The organism is Haladaptatus halobius (assembly GCF_020618475.1).
Lineage (GTDB): Archaea > Halobacteriota > Halobacteria > Halobacteriales > Haladaptataceae > Haladaptatus > Haladaptatus halobius.
This window is the reverse complement of the sequence record NZ_CP085342.1, coordinates 132,015-148,851: the sequence shown is the minus strand read 5'-3', so window position 1 is coordinate 148,851 and position 16,837 is coordinate 132,015. Positions and strand designations below refer to the sequence as shown.

The window sequence follows — 16,837 nt, the reverse complement described above, 5'->3', positions numbered from 1 at the left end:
ACAGCGAATCACTCATGCGCCGAGATTCTTGACAGAATGTGGTAATCTCGGGCGAACTTTTTTACCGACTATCGTTGCATACGAAGTTTCAGATGATTCCTCTCGCAGCACCAACACTTGGCGATGCCGAACTGGATCAGATTGCGACGGTTTTCGAACGTGGGCAGCTCACACGTGGCCCCGAAGTCAATGCGTTCGAAACGGAGTTTGCAACCTTCTGTGATACAAACCACGCGATTGCAACCGCAAACGGAACGACTGCACTTCACACTGCCTTTCACGCACTCGGACTTGGAGAAAGTGATCGGATTGCAACGACTCCATTCTCGTTCATTGCGAGTGCGAACGCGATTCGATGGTGTGGTGCTACCCCGACGTTCGTCGACATCAGAGCTGACACCTACAACATTGATTGCGAGGCGTTTGAGCAGCGTCTCCGTGACGGTGAACAGATTGATGCAGTGCTCGCCGTCCATGCCTTCGGGCTTCCCTGTGAGATGGATTATCTACGTGAGCTGTCAGACGAGCACGACTTCCTGATTATCGAAGATGCTGCCCAAGCTCACAGCGCACAGTACAATGGGGAACCAGTCGGATCGCTCGGGGATGCAGCGTGCTTCTCGTTTTTCGCCTCGAAGAACATGACGACTGGAGAGGGTGGCATGGTAGTGACTGATGATTCAGCAGTTGCAGAGCGCGCTCGCTCATTTATCGAACACGGCAAGACAGAGGACGGCTACGATGGGCTCGGTCATAATTTCTGTATGTCGGATGTGACTGCCGCCATTGGGCGTGCGCAACTCGAAAAACTCCCAGGATATACCGACGCACGACGACAGAACGCTCAGCAGCTCACATCCCAACTGGAGGGGATCGTCGAGACGCCAGTCGAGCCCGCGAATCGACGCCACGTCTACCATATCTACACAATCCAGACCGAACAGCGAGACAGCCTTCGGACGCACCTTACCGAACATGGCGTTGCGACGGGCGTCTACTATGAGACGCCGATTCACCGCCAGCCAGCATACCGAGATCACGATGTCCAATTGCCGACTGCCGATCGGCTATCGAATCGAGTGCTTGCCCTCCCGGTGCATCCGCACCTCGCAGCGGATGAGCTCGACCAGATCACGACGAGTGTCCACGAGTATGTAAAATCTCGCCGACGTGATGCAGTTTGATCGCCACGACTGACTGGCTGTGAGCGAGATATGACTTTCGACACGTCGCAGCTACTGATATGGCTGACATGCTTGTTTAATCTCCTCTTCAAACCGAATCTGTGGATTCTATCTCGTCATAGCCATCATTTATCCAACAGTCGAGCAGTCGAGCAGTCGAGATGACGTAGAGACTGTCATTGCCGGTTCTCAGTGGTCCTGAAGAGTGGGATCGATTCCCTTCCATTCTGTTTCGAGGAGGCCGTAGTGTTCAGTATCGTGGTATGCACCCCGAGTGAAAACATGTTCACGGTACGTCCCCTCGTGGGTGAATCCGAGCCGCTGAAGCACGGCTTGGGAGGCCTCGTTATCGTCGATCATCCATGCGAAAATGCGGTGAAGGCCGACTGACGTAAACGCGTGATTGACCAAGAGTGCTGCACTCTCGGTCATATATCCCTGGCCGCGCTCTTCGGGGAGGAGCCAATAGGCGAGCATGCCATGAGATTGCCGCATCTTCCGTACGGAGACACCTCCAATGGGATTCTCATCGACACAGGTGAGGAGAAAGATACTGTCGTCGTCTTCTTCAACAGTCTCCTCGATACGCTCTTCAATCATATGTTGGTTTACCGGAGATTCAATCAAGAACCCCTGCTGGAAGTCTGGCTCATTGTATGCCCGTTGAATGATGGCGATATCTTCGTGTTCGATCGTTCGGAGTGTGACCCGATCTCCTCGCAAGAACGCTACACCAGGCATAGCAGGAATTACATGGAACAGTGGTTAATATCCTTGTCTTCGCCACATGGAGAAAGGCTACTTCTGGGTGAGATACTGTTCTTGCGTGATCGAGAAGTGGTGCGAATCAAGTGGCTCACCACCGTCGGGAATCCGCCAATTTCGAAGGACACCTGCGTATTCCCCGCCATGTGCCTCAATGAACTTCTCGATAGCTCGGCGTGATCGGTCGTTGGCGACCGCACACTCAGCCTCGACGACCTCCAGGTCAAGCTGCGTAAACGCAAGCTCTGACAGAGCATGGAAACACTCATCCGCATAGCCACGTCCCCAAAACGGCTTACGGAGAAATACTGCAAGTTCACCAGCGCGGCGATGCCAGTCGATTGCTAACTCCGTTTTCCCAGCTAGTTCACCTGCTCCATCTTCCCCAGGTCGGGGACGAACGATGTAGTTCGCCGCCTCGCCATCGCGCCAGTGCTCGTCAGCTTGTTCGAGGAGGGATTGGGTATCGTGAAGCGAGAAATGAGGTGCCCAGAGGACGTACTTGGTCTCTTCCTCAATATTTTCCCCACGTGCAAGATGAGTAAAGAGGGTTCGTATTGAAACAGTGTCCTCGCACAGCCGTTCAAAACGGAGTCGAGTAGTTTCCATTGTTTGTGGAAATAGAGAATCCACGGAGAGGTTGGTCTCGAAGTCAATTTCGTCGTGCAAGGTGTCCGTCATTGGGGGTAGGTAACAGGCGTCACCCTATGGTTTTTATTGACATACGATAGCGTGACTCGATGGCAGGTACGCACCACATTGCGCACAGATTTATCTTACCCGGAGGTACCTGGCTAATCGCACTGCCGCTTATGGATTCCTTGGGTATGATTCTCGGCCTTTGATTGGCCGCTCACAGCTCAACAGCGCTCGTCTACTCGATGATATTCGCTTCAGTGGATGCAGCCAGATACGGCTCAATCGCGTCATAGCTCGACCAGCCACCGAGCGCCATCACAATGCGCGGTGAGATGTTCCCTTCGACAAGGAGGTGGTTCGCCCAGCAGCGGCGGAGATCGTGTGTTGAGACGCGCCGATAGTCGTCGTTGTCCGTTTCCTCGGCAGCGTGGTCGGCGGCCTGCTCAACCCAGTCCTGCACCGTACGTTTCGACCGTCCAATCAGGGGTCGTCGTCCCGAACACCGGCCTGCTGGACGTAGCGATTGATCGTTGCCTCGACCTCGACGGGCAACCATGTCTCACGTTGCTTGCCACCGTCGTAGCTCCCGGTCGTGTCCTTGCCATTTGTGATCTCTAGCTCGTAGTGGCGTCCGTCATCCATCCGCGAGATGTCTGAGGGCGTGACGCCGAGCACTTCTGTCACGCGAAGGCCGCAGTCGCCCATCAAGCGAATGGCGATCTCGTGTTCGAATGAATCGGCGGCGCGCGGGATCGCGCGGTATTCCTCCCGACTGAGCCAGGCGTTGGACGTCCCGTCTTTGTTCCGTTCCGTCCTCATTGCGTGTTAATCAGGATTTTCATGCAATAGAGAGGTTGGGGATGGCGCTATCGAGAAGTTGAATCGCATGGTTTCGGGCGTATCACGGGTTGGAAAGTGATTGAGTTGCACGTTTCTACGTAAACACGCAACACGAACCAACGTCGCCCGTTCTCTCCTGTCAACAGGGGAGTGTCTCACTGCAGAATGAGGCAGATTCCGACTGCCGTTTTCAGATTGCATCGCGCTCGGCTTCGATTTGGGCAGCATATGCGGTCGCTACTGTCTCGAGAATGGCTTCCCCCGCTTCCTGAGTCGCTTCTCGCGGGTCGCCGAGAACGCCATTCTCGGTGATCGCCGCGAATCCCTCGCTCAGGAGCCGTGCAGTCGATATTTCGCCCTCGGTTCCGACTTCGAGTTCGTCGGTCCTGACGAGTCCTTCCTCGACCGCCAGTACGACAGCGGTTTCGGCGGCCCCCGCGTGAATCACCGGTTCCTCGTACTCGACGCCACCCGCTCGAAGCCCCTCGTTCTGTAGCTCCATGAGTTCGTGGAGATCCGCGACGGCGATGACGTTCGCGTCGATTTCGCGGGCGATTTCTGGGGCGACGGTGTTGACCGGCGCGAAGTTTCCGCCGTGCGTCGGCACGAGGACGACGTGTTCAAACCCGTGTTCGTCGAGCGACCGACAGTACGAGCGAATCACGTCCATCAGCGTCTCGGCCGGCACCGTTATCGTCCCCGGGAACTCCATGTGGTGGCCCGAACACCCCGGGCGAATCGTCGGCGCGGCCAGTGCGTCGCCGAGTTCCTCGGCGATGCGCCGTGCGAGTTCGTCGCCAGCGAGTGTGTCCATGATGAGTGGGAGGTGCGGCCCGTGCTGTTCGACCGCGCCGACGGCGACAACCACCGTCCGCGTTCCTTGTTCAAGAGCGGTTTCTACCTCTGGCCATGTGTACTCCTCAAGGAGTACTGAGCGTTGAGAAGGCATCCGCACACCTCTGTCTTAGCTCTGATAGTATAAACGTGAATGTATGGGTTATTTCATATAGAGTTAGTTATATACATCTGTCCCCGTCTCGGCGCTGGCACGATACGTATGAACCATGAACCCCACCGCAACAAGCCCATCACGCCAGCCACACACACCCGCTGCGTATTGGCGAAGACACCACTGAGTGAGTTGCACGTTTCTATCCAAACATACAATCATCATACCTCTCAACGACGTTTGAAACAGGAGTTCCCTCCCGTTTTATCCTACTATGGCGTCAGTCGGTCCGGATCTCGTGGGAACAAAATCGCTTCCTTGATGTTGTCGAGGTCGGCCACCTGCTGCACCAAGCGGTCGATTCCTAACCCATACCCACCATGTGGCGGAACACCGTAGCGGAACGCATCGAGATAGAACTCGAAATCAGCAGGGTCGACGCCCTGTTGTTCCATCGTTTTTGTGAGTCGGTCGAGGTCATGTTCACGCTGGCCACCCGAGGAGAGCTCTTGGCCGCGATAGAGGAGGTCGAACTTTCGAGACGCAATGGCGTCGCCGGGAACGTCCTGCCGGTAATAGAACTTCTCATCAGGGTATCCAACGACGAAAATCGCTGGATGCCCTCGCTCGGCAAAGTACTTCCCGAGGAGTTTCTCCCCGCGTGTATCCAGATCAGTTTGGTCGTCAGGACGATGGTCGTACTCCTCACGGAGAATCGTCTGGGCTTCCTCGAACGAAATGCGCGGAAAGTCATCCGTGGGAACGATTAACTCGACATCTAAGAGGTCGAGTTCACTGGCGGCATCGTCAACGACGCGCTCGAGAGTGTACCGTAACGATTCTTCTTGCACGTCCATTACGTCGTGGTGACTCTCGATATATCCGAGTTCGACGTCGAACATCGAGATTTCGGAGACGTGGCGGGACGTCGCAAAGTCTTCCGCCCGGAATGCGTGGCCGACCTCGAAGAGCCGATCGAACCCAGCAGCAACCAACATCTGCTTGTACAACTGAGGACTTTGTGAAAGGAACGCTTCTCGATCGTAATACACGACCGGGAACAGATCGGCACCTCCTTCCGCTCCGGCGGCAGAGAGAGCCGGCGTGTCAACCTCCTCGAAGTCTTTCGCGACGAACCACTCGCGCATCGCCGTAAGGAGTGTCGACCGGAGCGCGAACACGGCTCTGGTCTCTGGGGCTCGAACGTCGACGTATCGTTTATCCAGACGTGTGCCGAGGTTCGCGTCGGTGTCCTTTGCGACGTCCATTGGAAGCGGAGTGTGTGCTCCGCTCAAGAGTGTAAGCTTGTCAGGAACGAGCTCCACTCCTCGATGTGCTTGCTCTGTTGCCGCTGCCGTGCCCCGTATTTTGACGATATCTTCGTAGTTGAGTTCTGTTGCCTGTTCGAACAACGCAGGGTCGTCGTCTTCTTTGAAAACGACTTGGAGGAGTCCTTTTCGGTCGCGAAGGATGACGAAGATGAGTCCACCGATGTCACGAAGCTCGTGGACGTGCCCTGCGATTGTCGTTGCGATGCCGTCGGATTCGGATGTGATTTCGTCGGTGTAGGTTCGTTCGATCATGTCGTGAGTAGCTCGTACCGATAGTCAGACGCGATACGGGAGCCTCGCCGAATTGTAGCGGGCTAGCAATCAGTGGGAGAATGTGGGTGCACCTGCTCACGCAGGCGCATTATTGGCGTTCGAGGCGACAGTAACTGGTGGAGAAAGCCAACGTCGGCACTGCCGGGATCCGGCAGGCGCGACCACGTGGAACGCTGTCGCCATTAGTTATACAACTATCAAATCCCCTAGTGTAAAACTCTTCCCTATTTGCGTAGCCGATCTGGAACTAGCCCGCCGAGAAATTGGATACCGAGAGCGGTAGCTGATTCATCCGTCAGATGAAGGTCAGAAACGGCCGTCCATAGTTAGTATATAGTGCTAACGTCCAAGCAGTCATACTCATCTACTTCCGTTGCACGTTTCTGGATAAACATGCAATTGGATCTACTAGATTGTCTCCGGTTCAGATCTGTGGTGTTGGTAGCTGCAGTCTTCGTGACTCGGTACCGACTAACAAGCCAGTTTTATTATATTTGATAGTGTGTCACAGACTGTGTCACGAGACGATCCCCTTGGTCACGCGATCCGCGACCACTACCACGGAGAGCAAGATGAACCGCTCATTGACCAGGACGGAACAGAAACCCGCGAACAGCCGATTGAACAATTCTATTTCGGCGAGTTTGATCCTGAGAGCGATGCTGGTGAGTGGGATACATCATGGCTAGACGGACCATTGCTTGACATCGGGGCGGGAGCGGGCCGAGATACACTCTACTTCCAAGAGCAATTCGAAACAGTTGCGATCGAGATCAGCGAATATCTCGTAGAAACGATGCGCGAACGTGGGGTTCGGGATGCACGTCATATTGATATGTTCGAGCTGCGTGAGAACTTTGCTCGTGATCGATTTCAGTCAGCATACGCGTTCGGGACGCAAATTGGCCTCACCGGATCGATGCAAGGTCTTCGGAAGTTCTTAGGCGATCTCGCATTTATTACAACTTCCGATGGAACTGCGTTGTTACATGGCTACGATCCAGAGCGAGACGCCACCACAGAGATCATCGGATACCGCAATGATCCGACACCGGGTCTTGCGTACCGCGTCTACCATACAGAGTACAAAAACGATCGAGAGACGCTCCTGTTCCGTCTGTTCAGTCCTGACCGACTCCGAGAAGCAGCGGTCGGGACTGGATGGGAAGTTGTAGAGGTAAGATACGGATCTGAGCGCACATACACTGCGGCACTCAAAAAAATCTGAATACTGTAAACGAACTCACGCATCGATACAATGGTTCGAACGCTCCCAATTGAGACAGTGCGTCCGAGTCAGTTCTATCTCAGTAGTCAAAAACTCGCTACCGTTCTTGACTGGTTTGACTTTTTTCTCTCTATTACTCCTACTCCCACGTCGCAACTATTTGCAAGCGAAGCATCAAGTGCCTTGCTTGCATTGATATCAAGCGACTCTGCGACAGCGAGTAGGGAAAAGAGAACGTTTCTCCAATACTGAATTATCTGACTCCGTGTACCAGACTCGATGAGATAATGATCCGCGAGCATTGGGATCGACATTACGCGATTTTTCGAAATGTTGCCATTCCATCCTGATGGATTGTAATCCGATATCCCTCATACGTAAACTCGATTTGGGCTTGTGCAGCCTTGGGCGGTGGACTCGAAAATAGATTACTGACGAAGTGATCGATCACATCATACACCGGCGCTAGTTCAGATGTGTTCTTCCCTTCAAGCTCTGCCACTACTTCCGCAACAGTGACTTGCGGATCACCGTCATCAGCCGAAGCTAACTCGGTATGGAAAACCGTTTTCTCGGGCTTCTGGTGGATGTCTTTGTTCTCGGCCATATCACTGCTTATTGAGCGTGATGGTCGTAAACGAATTGGCTGTAATACTAACAGGAAACTAAGTGGTCAGACAGGTAAAACTGAGAGACATCAACTTCAAATTGAGATCCTGTCCGTACCTTCGACTGCTCGTCACACGAGATCGTCCCAATTCAACTCGGATAGGCTATTAACCAACACCGAGTGGGCGGCTACCGGATTTGTTGGTTAAGATCATACGTTCGTCTGTAGAGCTTCAGAATAGGAGTCAATCCCCTCCCCTATTGAGAGATACAGGTTTTCTCTCTCACTAGTTCTCTGTTAGAGATTACGATCTCTCTCCTCATTGGCGGAGATATCTGGGATGACCTTCTTGAGGATGCCCTTTGTCCCCCGGCGGAGCCGTTCAGAAAGCGCTTGGTGTGAGACGCCAAGTTCCTCGGCTAATTCAGATTGGTCGATTTCCCGTGGGACGTCGTAGTAGCCGTGTTCGGTGGCCAGGGCAAGGGCTTCTTGTTGGTCGTCGGTGAGATCGAATCGAACGCGCTGGGCGCTATCGACATCATAGATCCGGGAAACATCGAGAGTGAATCCGTGCTCGTGCGCATACTGACCGACTGCCGAAATCTTGTTCCGCCCGGGAAAGAGTACACGAAGATCCCACTGATGATCGTGTGCCGTTGCCCGCTGCACGGTTGCATCCTGTTGGAGCAGCATATACACGATAATCTGAGTCTTAGTGACCCATTCCATTCGATAGAGCCGTTCCTCGTCGAGTTCAGTGAGAAGCTCGACATCCCCGACACTAGGGTCGTCTTCGAGTGCCGCTGTCAGCGTCTCAAAATCACCGTTGGAGGCCCAGACGAACGGCAGTACGTAATCTGTATTGTGTGCGACCACCCGGTCGATTGTAAACACCGTCTCGGGCAGGCGCTCCAACGTCTCGGATAAGGCAAACTCCTCCGCTGGGATACTAAATTCCGCGATTGTACTCATGTCTCTACGTGGTTTTCAGGCGCTTATGGGAATTACGGGATACCGGAGCTCCAGCAAGTGCCGCGATCACATATCCCGTGAGACCAGATAGAGACACACTACGAATCCCATATAGATTTGGAGGAGGGTAGCAGGGTTTCTACTTCTGCTTAAGCAGTCGCTGTTGAATCCGTGCTGATCACGGACGTGATTGACGAACGCGGTTGATATCGTGCTACAAATAGTCGTCAGGAAGTTCGCCACCGTGGCCAGCCGGGAGATCCGACACTGGGGTGATAGCGTCGAATCGGGGGCCCTTCTTCACGAGATTCTCATCGTGATCCCAGATGACAAAGCCGTGGTCCACTAATGTGGAGAGGTCGGTATGGCAGAGTGCAAGCCGGAGTCGTGCCACAGCTTCGTCGGCAGAGGGGGGATCGTTGTTGAGCATACAGAACCACTGGTCACCTAACCGTATAAATCAGTGACAATTTCACGGAGATGTAACGTGTGAGGAATCGGGTAAAAGAACGGCGAAAAGAGGAGACGCTCGAGAGAGTTTCTCATTAGTACGAGATTCGCGATTGAATTTCATCAGTTGTCGCAGTCACGGCAAACTCATTACGGAGGATTCTGCCAGCCGTTCTCCCTCATGTGGAACGATAGTAGTCGTCTGGAGGTCCGCTTTGATCGAGACGGTCTACGTGTCTCTTCAGCCTGTGGTTTGCACGATGTATCACTCATTTCCTCACACCACTAGGTTCCGTGAAAGTGAGGCGTATTTATGGCTATGTGAATATTATTGATTATGATCATGCTCAGCAAACAGTTATTTATTCTGTCAAATGAACACAGACGACAATTACTCATCGCCTTAGCACAACGTAACCCTCAATCCGACCCGACAAGCGCTTTTGATGCGTCGGAGACGAACAGCGACACCCAGGATCAGGCGATCGCGATGCGACATATCCATCTCCCCCTGTTAGCAGACCACGGGATCATCGACTGGGATCAAGACGCACAGATCGTGGCACAAGGCCCCCAATTCGACGAGCTTGAGCCACTTCTCACAGCAGTGGGTGAGCAGGAAGAAGCGCTTACTGATGGGGGCATCCCGGACTAATCGATCGTGATCGAAAACTACCACGAAAGTGGTAGTTGCAGCACGGAGCGGCGATTGGTTGGGACCCTTTCGAGCTCCGTGCCATATACTAGTTCAAGCTACCTCAGTATAGCCCTACTGTAATTATCTGAGTGAATGAGTGAACTGCTGACGAACTGACTCAGTGACATAGGTCGTCGAGGATACTGTCTCAGCGATGCCAATCGCGGTAGTCTCATCACATACTCTTGTCGCACCATTAGCGTGCCTGATACCATCTCTTGGTGCTGAATCCGTGATTTTGAGCGCATATTCTGCGCTTTTCGAATTTGCGGACTGCGGTTTCCCGTATTCACAGCGAGATAGGTGGGGAATCAGCAAGCTGTTGGAATTTGCATGCGTGTGATTCATGGTGGCTGAGCCATTGCAAAGGGATACGAACAGGCGTCCTGCCAGTTGCTCTCGATCAACTGGACAGGAATTGACTCGTGAGCAGCGACACAATACCATAGATAGCACCGGACCCCCCGGTCGCGTGGTTGGGATCCATGAACGACGTATCTCATCACCAGCAAGCAGTCGAATTGCTCCAGCAACTCGGATTAAAAGAGTACGAGGCGAAGTGCTTAGTCGCGTTATCACGCCTCCCGAAAGGCACCGCCAAAGACATCAGCGAGACCTCTGACGTTCCGCGCACGCGTGTCTACGATGCGATCCGAGTGCTCGAAACCAAAGGCCTCGTCGAAATCCAACACTCGAACCCCCAGCAGTTCCGCGCCGTGCCGATCAAAGAGGCAGCCGAGACGCTGCGTCAGGAGTATGAATCGCGGACGGACACACTCGTCGAGGCAATGGAGAAAGTACAATCACTTCGCGTTTATCCACGCCATGCTTTCTGAGCTGCAACTCGACGACACCGCGTGTACCCGAAGTACTTGTTGTACACCAGAGTAGAAAGTGATCATCGCCGCAACTGCTATCGCATCTCTCGACCTAGCCTTGTCTATGTTGAGTGCGTGGTCTACTATACCAACATTTGGGAGTTTTATTCGAGGCGGATTCTTTATCATTTACATACTTCTATGGGTCATCGTAAGCTTCGTTATTGTAGACCAGCTCAATCTGTCTGGGAACCTCATGTTTCCGGTGTTCGTGATCGTTGCAATCGGACTTGGGAGTGTATTTTTCCCACTCCTTCGCCGTGTCTCTTCTATTGAAACTGAATAAATATGAATCGTAGTGAGAATATTTAACGGTTTGAAGACCACTTTTGAATTTATTCCCGCTAATCCTATCGGTTGGAAACGGGAGAGAACAGATATGGTTCACTAGTCACCGTCTCTGTGGATGAGATTTGACCCTTGAACAATTGCCGAACGAGGGCGGCAGAATCGCTTGTACTGGTAAGTACGCGGAAATCAGTAGGACACATCTGTGAGTCCGAACCTCGTTGCTGCGGCGTTCAGAGGAGTCGCAGCGTTTAGGAGTCCGTCCGTGGACACGAGGCGAGAAACCAGTTCTTCTGCGTCCAGGATCGGCGGCGACCCGTCGCGAGTGGGGTGGGTTCAGTCATTCACCACCGAGTCGAGGTCGGCGTGGAGGCGAGCCACCATCTCGAAGATGTCAGCCATCCACGCGTCAAGGTCGTAGGTGGACACGTGCTGGCGAAGCCGTTTCATCCGCCTCCGTTGCTCCACTTCTGGCATCGTCAGCGCCTTCTCGATGGCCTCGGCGAACCGCTTAGCGTTGTGGGGATTGATCGTGACGGCGTCGTCGCCGAGTTCGTCATGGGCGCCTGTCTGATCCGACAACACTAGGACGCCCTCATTGTCAACATGGGCGGTGACGTACTCCTTGGCGACCAGGTTCATCCCGTCGCGGAGCGCGCTGACGAGCATCACGTCGCCGAGCCGGTAGAGCCCGATCAATTCGTTCCGCGGGAGAAATTCATCGATCCTGATGATCGGCTGCCAGTCGTTCGTACCGAAGCGGTCGTTGACCCGGGCTATCGATTCATCTACCCTGTCCTGGAGGTCTTGGTACTTCGGGATGACCGACCGGCTTTCGACGGCTTTCTGGACGTAGGTCAGCTCCTTCTGCCACTTCGGTCGCCTTTCCCAGAGGTGTTCCAGTGCCTCGATGCGCTCGGGGATACCTTTCGTGTAGTCGAGGCGATCTACGCCGAGCGCGACCCGACCCGAGGTGGGAATCCCGTATTGCTGCGCCAGATCCCTCCGTCGTTCGTTGCTAATCAATTCGGCCGTCCGGGCGATGGCGTTGGCGTTGACACCGAGCGGGAACGACCGGACCGCGATGGTGCGGTCGCGATATCGGACCGTTCCGGCCTCCTCGTCGACCGCCGCTTCCTCTAAAGCCCGATCGACGCAGTCCAGAAAGTTCGTCCGGTAGCGGTCGGTGTGGAACCCGATGAGGTCGTTTCCGAGAAGCCCCGAGAGGATGGCCTCTCGGTGAGGGAGGCTGCGGAACGTATCCCAGCCGGGCCAGGTGATGTGCCAGAAGTGCATGAGGAACGCGTCTGGACATGCCATGCGAACATACTGGGGCGCGCACGCCAGGTGATAGTCCTGGAACCAGACGACTGAGCCGTCGGAGGCACGCTCGATGACGGCGTCGGCGAAGGATCGGTTCACCTGCTTATAGACCTCGTAATAACGCTCCTTGAATTCAGTCTGCCAGATGCCCCCATGACACATCGGCCAGAGAACTTGGTTGCTGTAGCCATAGTAGTACCCCTCGACCTCGTCCTCCGAGAGCGAGAGTAGGTCGAGCTCATAGGTGGGATCGTCGGGCGGGACGCCGACACGTCTGTCCTCGTTGGTCACCTCATCGTCGGCCTCGCCGTCGCTCCACGCGACCCACGTTCCGCCCGTCCGTTGGACAACCGGATCAAGCCCGGCAGTGAGTCCGCCCGCGGGACGGTCAACGGTAACCGCTCCGGTCTCGTCGTAGCCGAACTTGTACGGCTGCCGGTTCGAGACGACGACTAGTTCGCTCCCGTCAAGCTGGGACGTAGGGGCCTTGCTCACATCGGCAGTGTCGATATCCATGTCGGAATTAGTCACGGTATCAGCGTGTTCCACCGAATTTCATGTTTGTCACGATGCACTCGTCCGGCATTACTATGATAAGTCGTCGGTCTTTGAGGAACTCCTGGATCGTCGCTTCTAATACTTTGATTGAATCATTTCCGTTCAATGATTTAAAGGGGTACGCTCCCCTTTCTGTGAATGTCATGGACTCCCCGGTTGTGCTCTCAAACTCATTTTGGAGCTACTTCCTTGACGGTCGGAGAGAAGATAAAACTCCTTGCTGCTCACACTAGCTCTTGAAATGAAATTACAATGAAGATAGTCGAAAAGGCGTTTAATACATACTGATGAAATATTATATTATTGTGTGTACGTTCGTATATCTAATCCATTGAGCAGCTTTATAGAGACACTATCTCTTTAGATTTTTCAGTTATGGCAGCGACTTTTCCGGAATCTTATTTGAGAGGCAGCCTAATTGCCATTTGCGAAGGAATCTGTATTGCCACCATCTTCACAAGAGACTCTTCTCGGGTTTTAATTGGCGAACACTCTTATCTGATAAAACTCTTGTCTTTGTTGGAGAGTCAGACCGTTTATCACGCGCTCCCTTCTCCTGATTCCCCGATGACTAGCAACCATTCAGCACTTGGTGTGTGTCCCTGTATGAAACCCGAATTCTCACCGCATGATTATTGATTGGATATGAGAAAGACAATGGGAATCAAGTGGTTTTCGCCGAGTGTCCTGACTGTGAGAATGTTGTTCAACCGAAGCAGACGCAGTTCGTTCTCACAGTAGCGGATATTCCTCGCATCTTAGTCGTTCTGAGACCACTGTATAGATGGCACTGACACTCCCTGAAAAGTGGTCAAATATTATCTATGTTGAGATATCCGATGGTTCGAAGACCACTTTGAATTTATTCCCACTCATCCTATCGGCTGGCAATGAAGAGAACAGATATGGATCACCAGCCACCGCCTTTGCGGGCAGGATTATAGAAGTACTGCCACTTCTGCCAGTATCTTGAATACCAGTGCCATCGCTAGTTTAACTAGAACCATGCCTGTTGGTGATCTTGGTCCGACCGACGTCGTCACGGCAGATCGTGATACGACACTCGGTGATATCGCTGAAACACTCGACTCTGAAAATGTCGGAGCAGTCGTCATTACTGACGATGAAACACCCGTCGGGATTGTCACCGACCGCGATCTCGCCATCGCAATCACTACGAGCGATGATGTCAGTGCACTCACTGCAGACGACGTCATGGCAGAGGATCCGGTCACGCTGCGCGAAAACGAGGAAGCCATCGAACTGTCGCGAGCAATCGGTGACCACGGCGTTCGTCGAATCCTTGTTGTCGATGAGGATAACAACCTCACTGGTATCGTGACACTCGATGATCTCATCGCCACAATCGGTGAACAACTCGATAACATCGCCGACACGATCGAAGTGCAGTCGCCAGACTACAGTCCTTAAGACGCAGAGGATGCGCTGTGCGAGAGATGCGGCTCCCTAAGCCAGTATTTGGTAGTGAATCCGTCTTCTGATTAGCCCTCTCCCAACGCAACAGTGACGAAGTAGGCAGGTAGTTTCGAGACTGTGGGCTCCCGACAATATCGCCCTAGCCAGTACCAGTGCTGGCTGTGCAGCTCAAGGAAACATGATTCGAATTCAGAGCCCCGTTTCACTGCATTTAAAAACAAACTTCAAAGCATAATTGATACCAAAATTATATGAGGATTCTAACGGACAATACATTACTATCTCAGTATGCTGTAAGCGGCAAACCGCATAGTATTACTATCCGGGTTGTGAAGTGAGCTTAAATAATATCATCAGCTTCATTTTTCCGATGGAGATCACGGAGAGTGATATTGTATTTATCCCATCATGGCAGACACCACCTCCCACACGGGCTATTTCGACCGATTCCGCGGTAGAGACGACCCGCAGGGAGGAATTGGCATTCTGCTCCTTGGGCCAGTCCTTTTCATGGGTTCGTTGCTCACTCCATTTTCAATCAGCTGGAAAATACAAGGTGCAATCGGACTTTTAGCCTGGATCGTCATCTGGATGGTTTCTGGTATTATTCGGCTAGAAATCGTGTTTCTTCTTCCTGTCGTGATTGTCAGTATTGTTCCGCTCGCACCGTGGCAAGAGGTTGTTTCAGTCTACTGGGATCCACTTGTCTTATTCATCTTTGGCGCGGTTGGCATCGCGACAGGTTGGAAATATTGGGGGTTCACACGGCGAGTGGCCTTGCGCTCTCTATATAAATTGGGTTACGGGCCAAAATCCCAGATTTTGGTGTGGTTTGGACTGGCAGCAGTATTTTCTGCTGTTATTCCAGATACGGTGACTGCGGCCATGTTTATCCCGATTGCAGTCACCATCCTCCACTACCAAGGGTATGAAACAGCTGATGAAATTCGAGCATCGTCATTTCCCTCGCTTGTATTATTAGCAATTGGGTGGGGTGCAGCAGTTGGCGGCTCAGCAACACCACTCGGTGGGGGAATGGATATTTTGACAATCGAATTGTTGAGCGATCACGTTGGGTATTCGATCCCATTCACAAGCTGGATCTATCACTTACTCCCATTTACCGTTCTCAATTTCCTCCTTGTTGGAACCTATCTCTACTATGTCTTCGATATTGACGCAACAGAAGTTCCTACTAGTAAGTCCTTCTATCAAGCAGAATTAACAAAGCTCGATTCGATCAAACAGGAAGAAATCATTGTCGTCGGTGCGTGGCTCCTTGCCTTTGGTCTCGTACTTCTCGAACCACTCTACGGGGATGTTCTCGAAAATAGTGTTCCATGGTTTGATCCGTTGCTTGCGTTCCCCATTATCTGTGCACTGTTATTCGTGATTCCAGCAAAATCAGGGTCAGCGTCCACGATTTTGAATGCTGATGTCATCACTGACTTTCCACTACCGGTGTTGTTTATCTGGCCGGGTGCGATTGCACTCGCGAAAATCCTCACACTGTCTGGCGCTGTTGATGCGCTTGGAGCGGCAGTTGATCAATACCTTACACTCAGTTTACTCGGATTCTTGCTTCTTGCGATTATTGTCGCAACAATCACGAATATCACGACAAATACGGCAGCAGCCGCCGCACTGATTCCAGTTATCATTTCTATAGCTGCAAAAGCCGATCTTCCCGTTGCGACATTTGTGTATGCTGCCGCAGCAATGTTGAACATTAGCTATGCACTCCCGTCGGCAAATGGCTGTCTCGCGCTCACAACTGGGTTCGGCGCAGACACAAACAAAATGGTGAAACATGGCACAGTCCTGTGTATTCTGACGATTGTCCTGATTACGGTGTATTCGTATCTTGCAAGTCAATTCATCCCGGGGTGGAATCTACCCTAAGCACGGCCAACGGCTACTCCCTATGCCTTCGCGCTTGTCAATCAATCAGTAGCCAAAACGAACCACTATCCCATACCGATTTCGTGCGGCATCTACTTTTGAGCCAACGACCCTGGGGCACCATCTACGTCTCGAACCTCATCGGCAGTGCAGTATTCGCAGCGATCGGTGTCTTCGTCGGCTTGGAACTCGGAACCATCGAGGTGACGGCATTCGGCGAACTCGCCCATGGAGTGCTCAAGTATTCCTAGTCGATTACACTCCCGAGCGCCATTCTGGCGGGGTGGTTGATGGGATTCATGATATGGTTTATCGCCGCCGAGAGGATTGAGTGGATACTGCACGCGCTGTTCCCCGAGCGTAACGATATCCGAACTGTTGCGGCCGTTTGGTTCAGTCACGATCCTACAATTCACTCGATCAGTGCAGTTGAGTTCCTCATTGGCGTACGTCGACGTACAATCGCACGATATTTCTTCGATAGCCGTTGTATGACGGGCAGAGCACTTAGGT

The 16,837-nt window shown here is 52.9% G+C and carries 17 protein-coding genes and 1 pseudogene; 8 read left to right on the top strand and 10 right to left on the bottom strand.

Annotation, left to right across the window (positions count from 1 at the left end; all coding sequences use genetic code 11):
• The first annotated feature begins 92 nt into the window (after positions 1-92).
• Positions 93-1,184, top strand: coding sequence for a DegT/DnrJ/EryC1/StrS family aminotransferase (locus LIW51_RS38010; protein ID WP_227380864.1), 1,092 nt, complete (start codon positions 93-95; stop codon positions 1,182-1,184).
• Between the two features lie 189 nt (positions 1,185-1,373).
• Here the strand turns inward: LIW51_RS38010 and LIW51_RS38005 are convergent, their stop codons facing one another.
• The 6 genes from LIW51_RS38005 to aspS all read right to left on the bottom strand — a co-directional run bounded on the left by LIW51_RS38005 (position 1,374) and on the right by aspS (position 5,960).
• Positions 1,374-1,925 carry a GNAT family N-acetyltransferase gene (locus LIW51_RS38005; protein WP_227380863.1) on the bottom strand — a complete coding sequence of 184 codons (552 nt, stop codon included), beginning with the start codon at positions 1,923-1,925 and terminating at the stop codon, positions 1,374-1,376.
• Between the two features lie 57 nt (positions 1,926-1,982).
• Positions 1,983-2,558, bottom strand: a complete 576-nt coding sequence (locus LIW51_RS38000) for a GNAT family N-acetyltransferase (protein ID WP_227380862.1) — start codon at positions 2,556-2,558, stop codon at positions 1,983-1,985.
• Between the two features lie 265 nt (positions 2,559-2,823).
• Positions 2,824-3,048, bottom strand: coding sequence for a tyrosine-type recombinase/integrase (locus LIW51_RS39810; protein WP_368411928.1), 225 nt, complete (start codon positions 3,046-3,048; stop codon positions 2,824-2,826).
• A 20-nt stretch (positions 3,049-3,068) separates the two neighbouring features.
• Positions 3,069-3,407, bottom strand: a complete 339-nt coding sequence (locus LIW51_RS39805; protein WP_368411927.1) for a site-specific integrase — start codon at positions 3,405-3,407, stop codon at positions 3,069-3,071.
• Positions 3,408-3,618: 211 nt separating this feature from the next.
• Positions 3,619-4,377 carry a creatininase family protein gene (locus tag LIW51_RS37990; protein ID WP_227380861.1) on the bottom strand — a complete coding sequence of 253 codons (759 nt, stop codon included), beginning with the start codon at positions 4,375-4,377 and terminating at the stop codon, positions 3,619-3,621.
• Between the two features lie 272 nt (positions 4,378-4,649).
• Positions 4,650-5,960: an aspartate--tRNA(Asn) ligase gene (gene aspS / locus LIW51_RS37985; protein WP_227380860.1), complete on the bottom strand. Its 1,311-nt coding sequence runs from the start codon at positions 5,958-5,960 to the stop codon at positions 4,650-4,652.
• Between the two features lie 535 nt (positions 5,961-6,495).
• On the opposite strand from aspS, the gene LIW51_RS37980 reads away from it, so the two are divergent.
• Complete coding sequence (locus LIW51_RS37980; protein ID WP_227380859.1) at positions 6,496-7,209, top strand: methyltransferase domain-containing protein; 714 nt, start codon at positions 6,496-6,498, stop codon at positions 7,207-7,209.
• A gap of 313 nt (positions 7,210-7,522) precedes the next feature.
• On the opposite strand, the gene LIW51_RS37975 is transcribed toward LIW51_RS37980, so the two are convergent.
• From LIW51_RS37975 to LIW51_RS37965, 3 genes are all read right to left on the bottom strand, one after another.
• Positions 7,523-7,816 carry a HalOD1 output domain-containing protein gene (locus LIW51_RS37975; protein ID WP_227380858.1) on the bottom strand — a complete coding sequence of 98 codons (294 nt, stop codon included), beginning with the start codon at positions 7,814-7,816 and terminating at the stop codon, positions 7,523-7,525.
• Positions 7,817-8,116: 300 nt separating this feature from the next.
• A complete protein-coding gene (locus LIW51_RS37970; protein ID WP_227380857.1) occupies positions 8,117-8,791 on the bottom strand; it encodes a bacterio-opsin activator domain-containing protein in 675 nt (224 codons plus the stop codon).
• 214 nt (positions 8,792-9,005) lie between these two features.
• The gene (locus LIW51_RS37965) at positions 9,006-9,221 is read right to left on the bottom strand and encodes a hypothetical protein (protein ID WP_227380856.1); all 216 of its coding nucleotides are present in this window, start codon (positions 9,219-9,221) and stop codon (positions 9,006-9,008) included.
• Positions 9,222-9,578: 357 nt separating this feature from the next.
• On the opposite strand from LIW51_RS37965, the gene LIW51_RS37960 reads away from it, so the two are divergent.
• Positions 9,579-9,896, top strand: coding sequence for a DUF7344 domain-containing protein (locus tag LIW51_RS37960; RefSeq protein WP_227380855.1), 318 nt, complete (start codon positions 9,579-9,581; stop codon positions 9,894-9,896).
• Positions 9,897-10,423: 527 nt separating this feature from the next.
• Positions 10,424-10,741 (top strand): annotated as a pseudogene (locus LIW51_RS37955) (TrmB family transcriptional regulator); the annotation flags it as partial.
• Positions 10,742-11,440: 699 nt separating this feature from the next.
• Here LIW51_RS37955 and LIW51_RS37950 read toward each other — a convergent pair.
• Complete coding sequence (locus LIW51_RS37950) at positions 11,441-12,958, bottom strand: alpha,alpha-trehalose-phosphate synthase (UDP-forming) (protein WP_368411926.1); 1,518 nt, start codon at positions 12,956-12,958, stop codon at positions 11,441-11,443.
• A 662-nt stretch (positions 12,959-13,620) separates the two neighbouring features.
• Between LIW51_RS37950 and LIW51_RS40345 the strand changes: the two genes are divergently transcribed.
• The 4 genes from LIW51_RS40345 (at position 13,621) to LIW51_RS37935 (ending at position 16,575) form a co-directional block, all read left to right on the top strand.
• Positions 13,621-13,779 (top strand): DUF7837 family putative zinc-binding protein, encoded by a 159-nt coding sequence (locus LIW51_RS40345; RefSeq protein ID WP_438267519.1) that lies wholly within the window; start codon positions 13,621-13,623, stop codon positions 13,777-13,779.
• Between the two features lie 211 nt (positions 13,780-13,990).
• The gene (locus LIW51_RS37945) at positions 13,991-14,416 is read left to right on the top strand and encodes a CBS domain-containing protein (RefSeq protein ID WP_227380854.1); all 426 of its coding nucleotides are present in this window, start codon (positions 13,991-13,993) and stop codon (positions 14,414-14,416) included.
• A gap of 414 nt (positions 14,417-14,830) precedes the next feature.
• The gene (locus LIW51_RS37940) at positions 14,831-16,324 is read left to right on the top strand and encodes an SLC13 family permease (RefSeq protein WP_227380853.1); all 1,494 of its coding nucleotides are present in this window, start codon (positions 14,831-14,833) and stop codon (positions 16,322-16,324) included.
• 98 nt (positions 16,325-16,422) lie between these two features.
• Positions 16,423-16,575: a hypothetical protein gene (locus LIW51_RS37935; protein WP_227380852.1), complete on the top strand. Its 153-nt coding sequence runs from the start codon at positions 16,423-16,425 to the stop codon at positions 16,573-16,575.
• The last annotated feature ends 262 nt before the right edge of the window (positions 16,576-16,837 follow it).

What these genes read in the sequence shown, in the direction of transcription:
- LIW51_RS38010 (WP_227380864.1), top strand. Translation starts at nt 93, where the DNA reads ATGATTCCTCTCGCAGCACCAACACTTGGCGATGCCGAACTGGATCAG.
- LIW51_RS38005 (WP_227380863.1), bottom strand. Translation starts at nt 1,925, where the DNA reads ATGCCTGGTGTAGCGTTCTTGCGAGGAGATCGGGTCACACTCCGAACG.
- LIW51_RS38000 (WP_227380862.1), bottom strand. Translation starts at nt 2,558, where the DNA reads ATGGAAACTACTCGACTCCGTTTTGAACGGCTGTGCGAGGACACTGTT.
- LIW51_RS39805 (WP_368411927.1), bottom strand. Translation starts at nt 3,407, where the DNA reads ATGAGGACGGAACGGAACAAAGACGGGACGTCCAACGCCTGGCTCAGT.
- LIW51_RS37990 (WP_227380861.1), bottom strand. Translation starts at nt 4,377, where the DNA reads ATGCCTTCTCAACGCTCAGTACTCCTTGAGGAGTACACATGGCCAGAG.
- aspS (WP_227380860.1), bottom strand. Translation starts at nt 5,960, where the DNA reads ATGATCGAACGAACCTACACCGACGAAATCACATCCGAATCCGACGGC.
- LIW51_RS37975 (WP_227380858.1), bottom strand. Translation starts at nt 7,816, where the DNA reads ATGGCCGAGAACAAAGACATCCACCAGAAGCCCGAGAAAACGGTTTTC.
- LIW51_RS37970 (WP_227380857.1), bottom strand. Translation starts at nt 8,791, where the DNA reads ATGAGTACAATCGCGGAATTTAGTATCCCAGCGGAGGAGTTTGCCTTA.
- LIW51_RS37965 (WP_227380856.1), bottom strand. Translation starts at nt 9,221, where the DNA reads ATGCTCAACAACGATCCCCCCTCTGCCGACGAAGCTGTGGCACGACTC.
- LIW51_RS37960 (WP_227380855.1), top strand. Translation starts at nt 9,579, where the DNA reads ATGATCATGCTCAGCAAACAGTTATTTATTCTGTCAAATGAACACAGA.
- LIW51_RS37945 (WP_227380854.1), top strand. Translation starts at nt 13,991, where the DNA reads ATGCCTGTTGGTGATCTTGGTCCGACCGACGTCGTCACGGCAGATCGT.
- LIW51_RS37940 (WP_227380853.1), top strand. Translation starts at nt 14,831, where the DNA reads ATGGCAGACACCACCTCCCACACGGGCTATTTCGACCGATTCCGCGGT.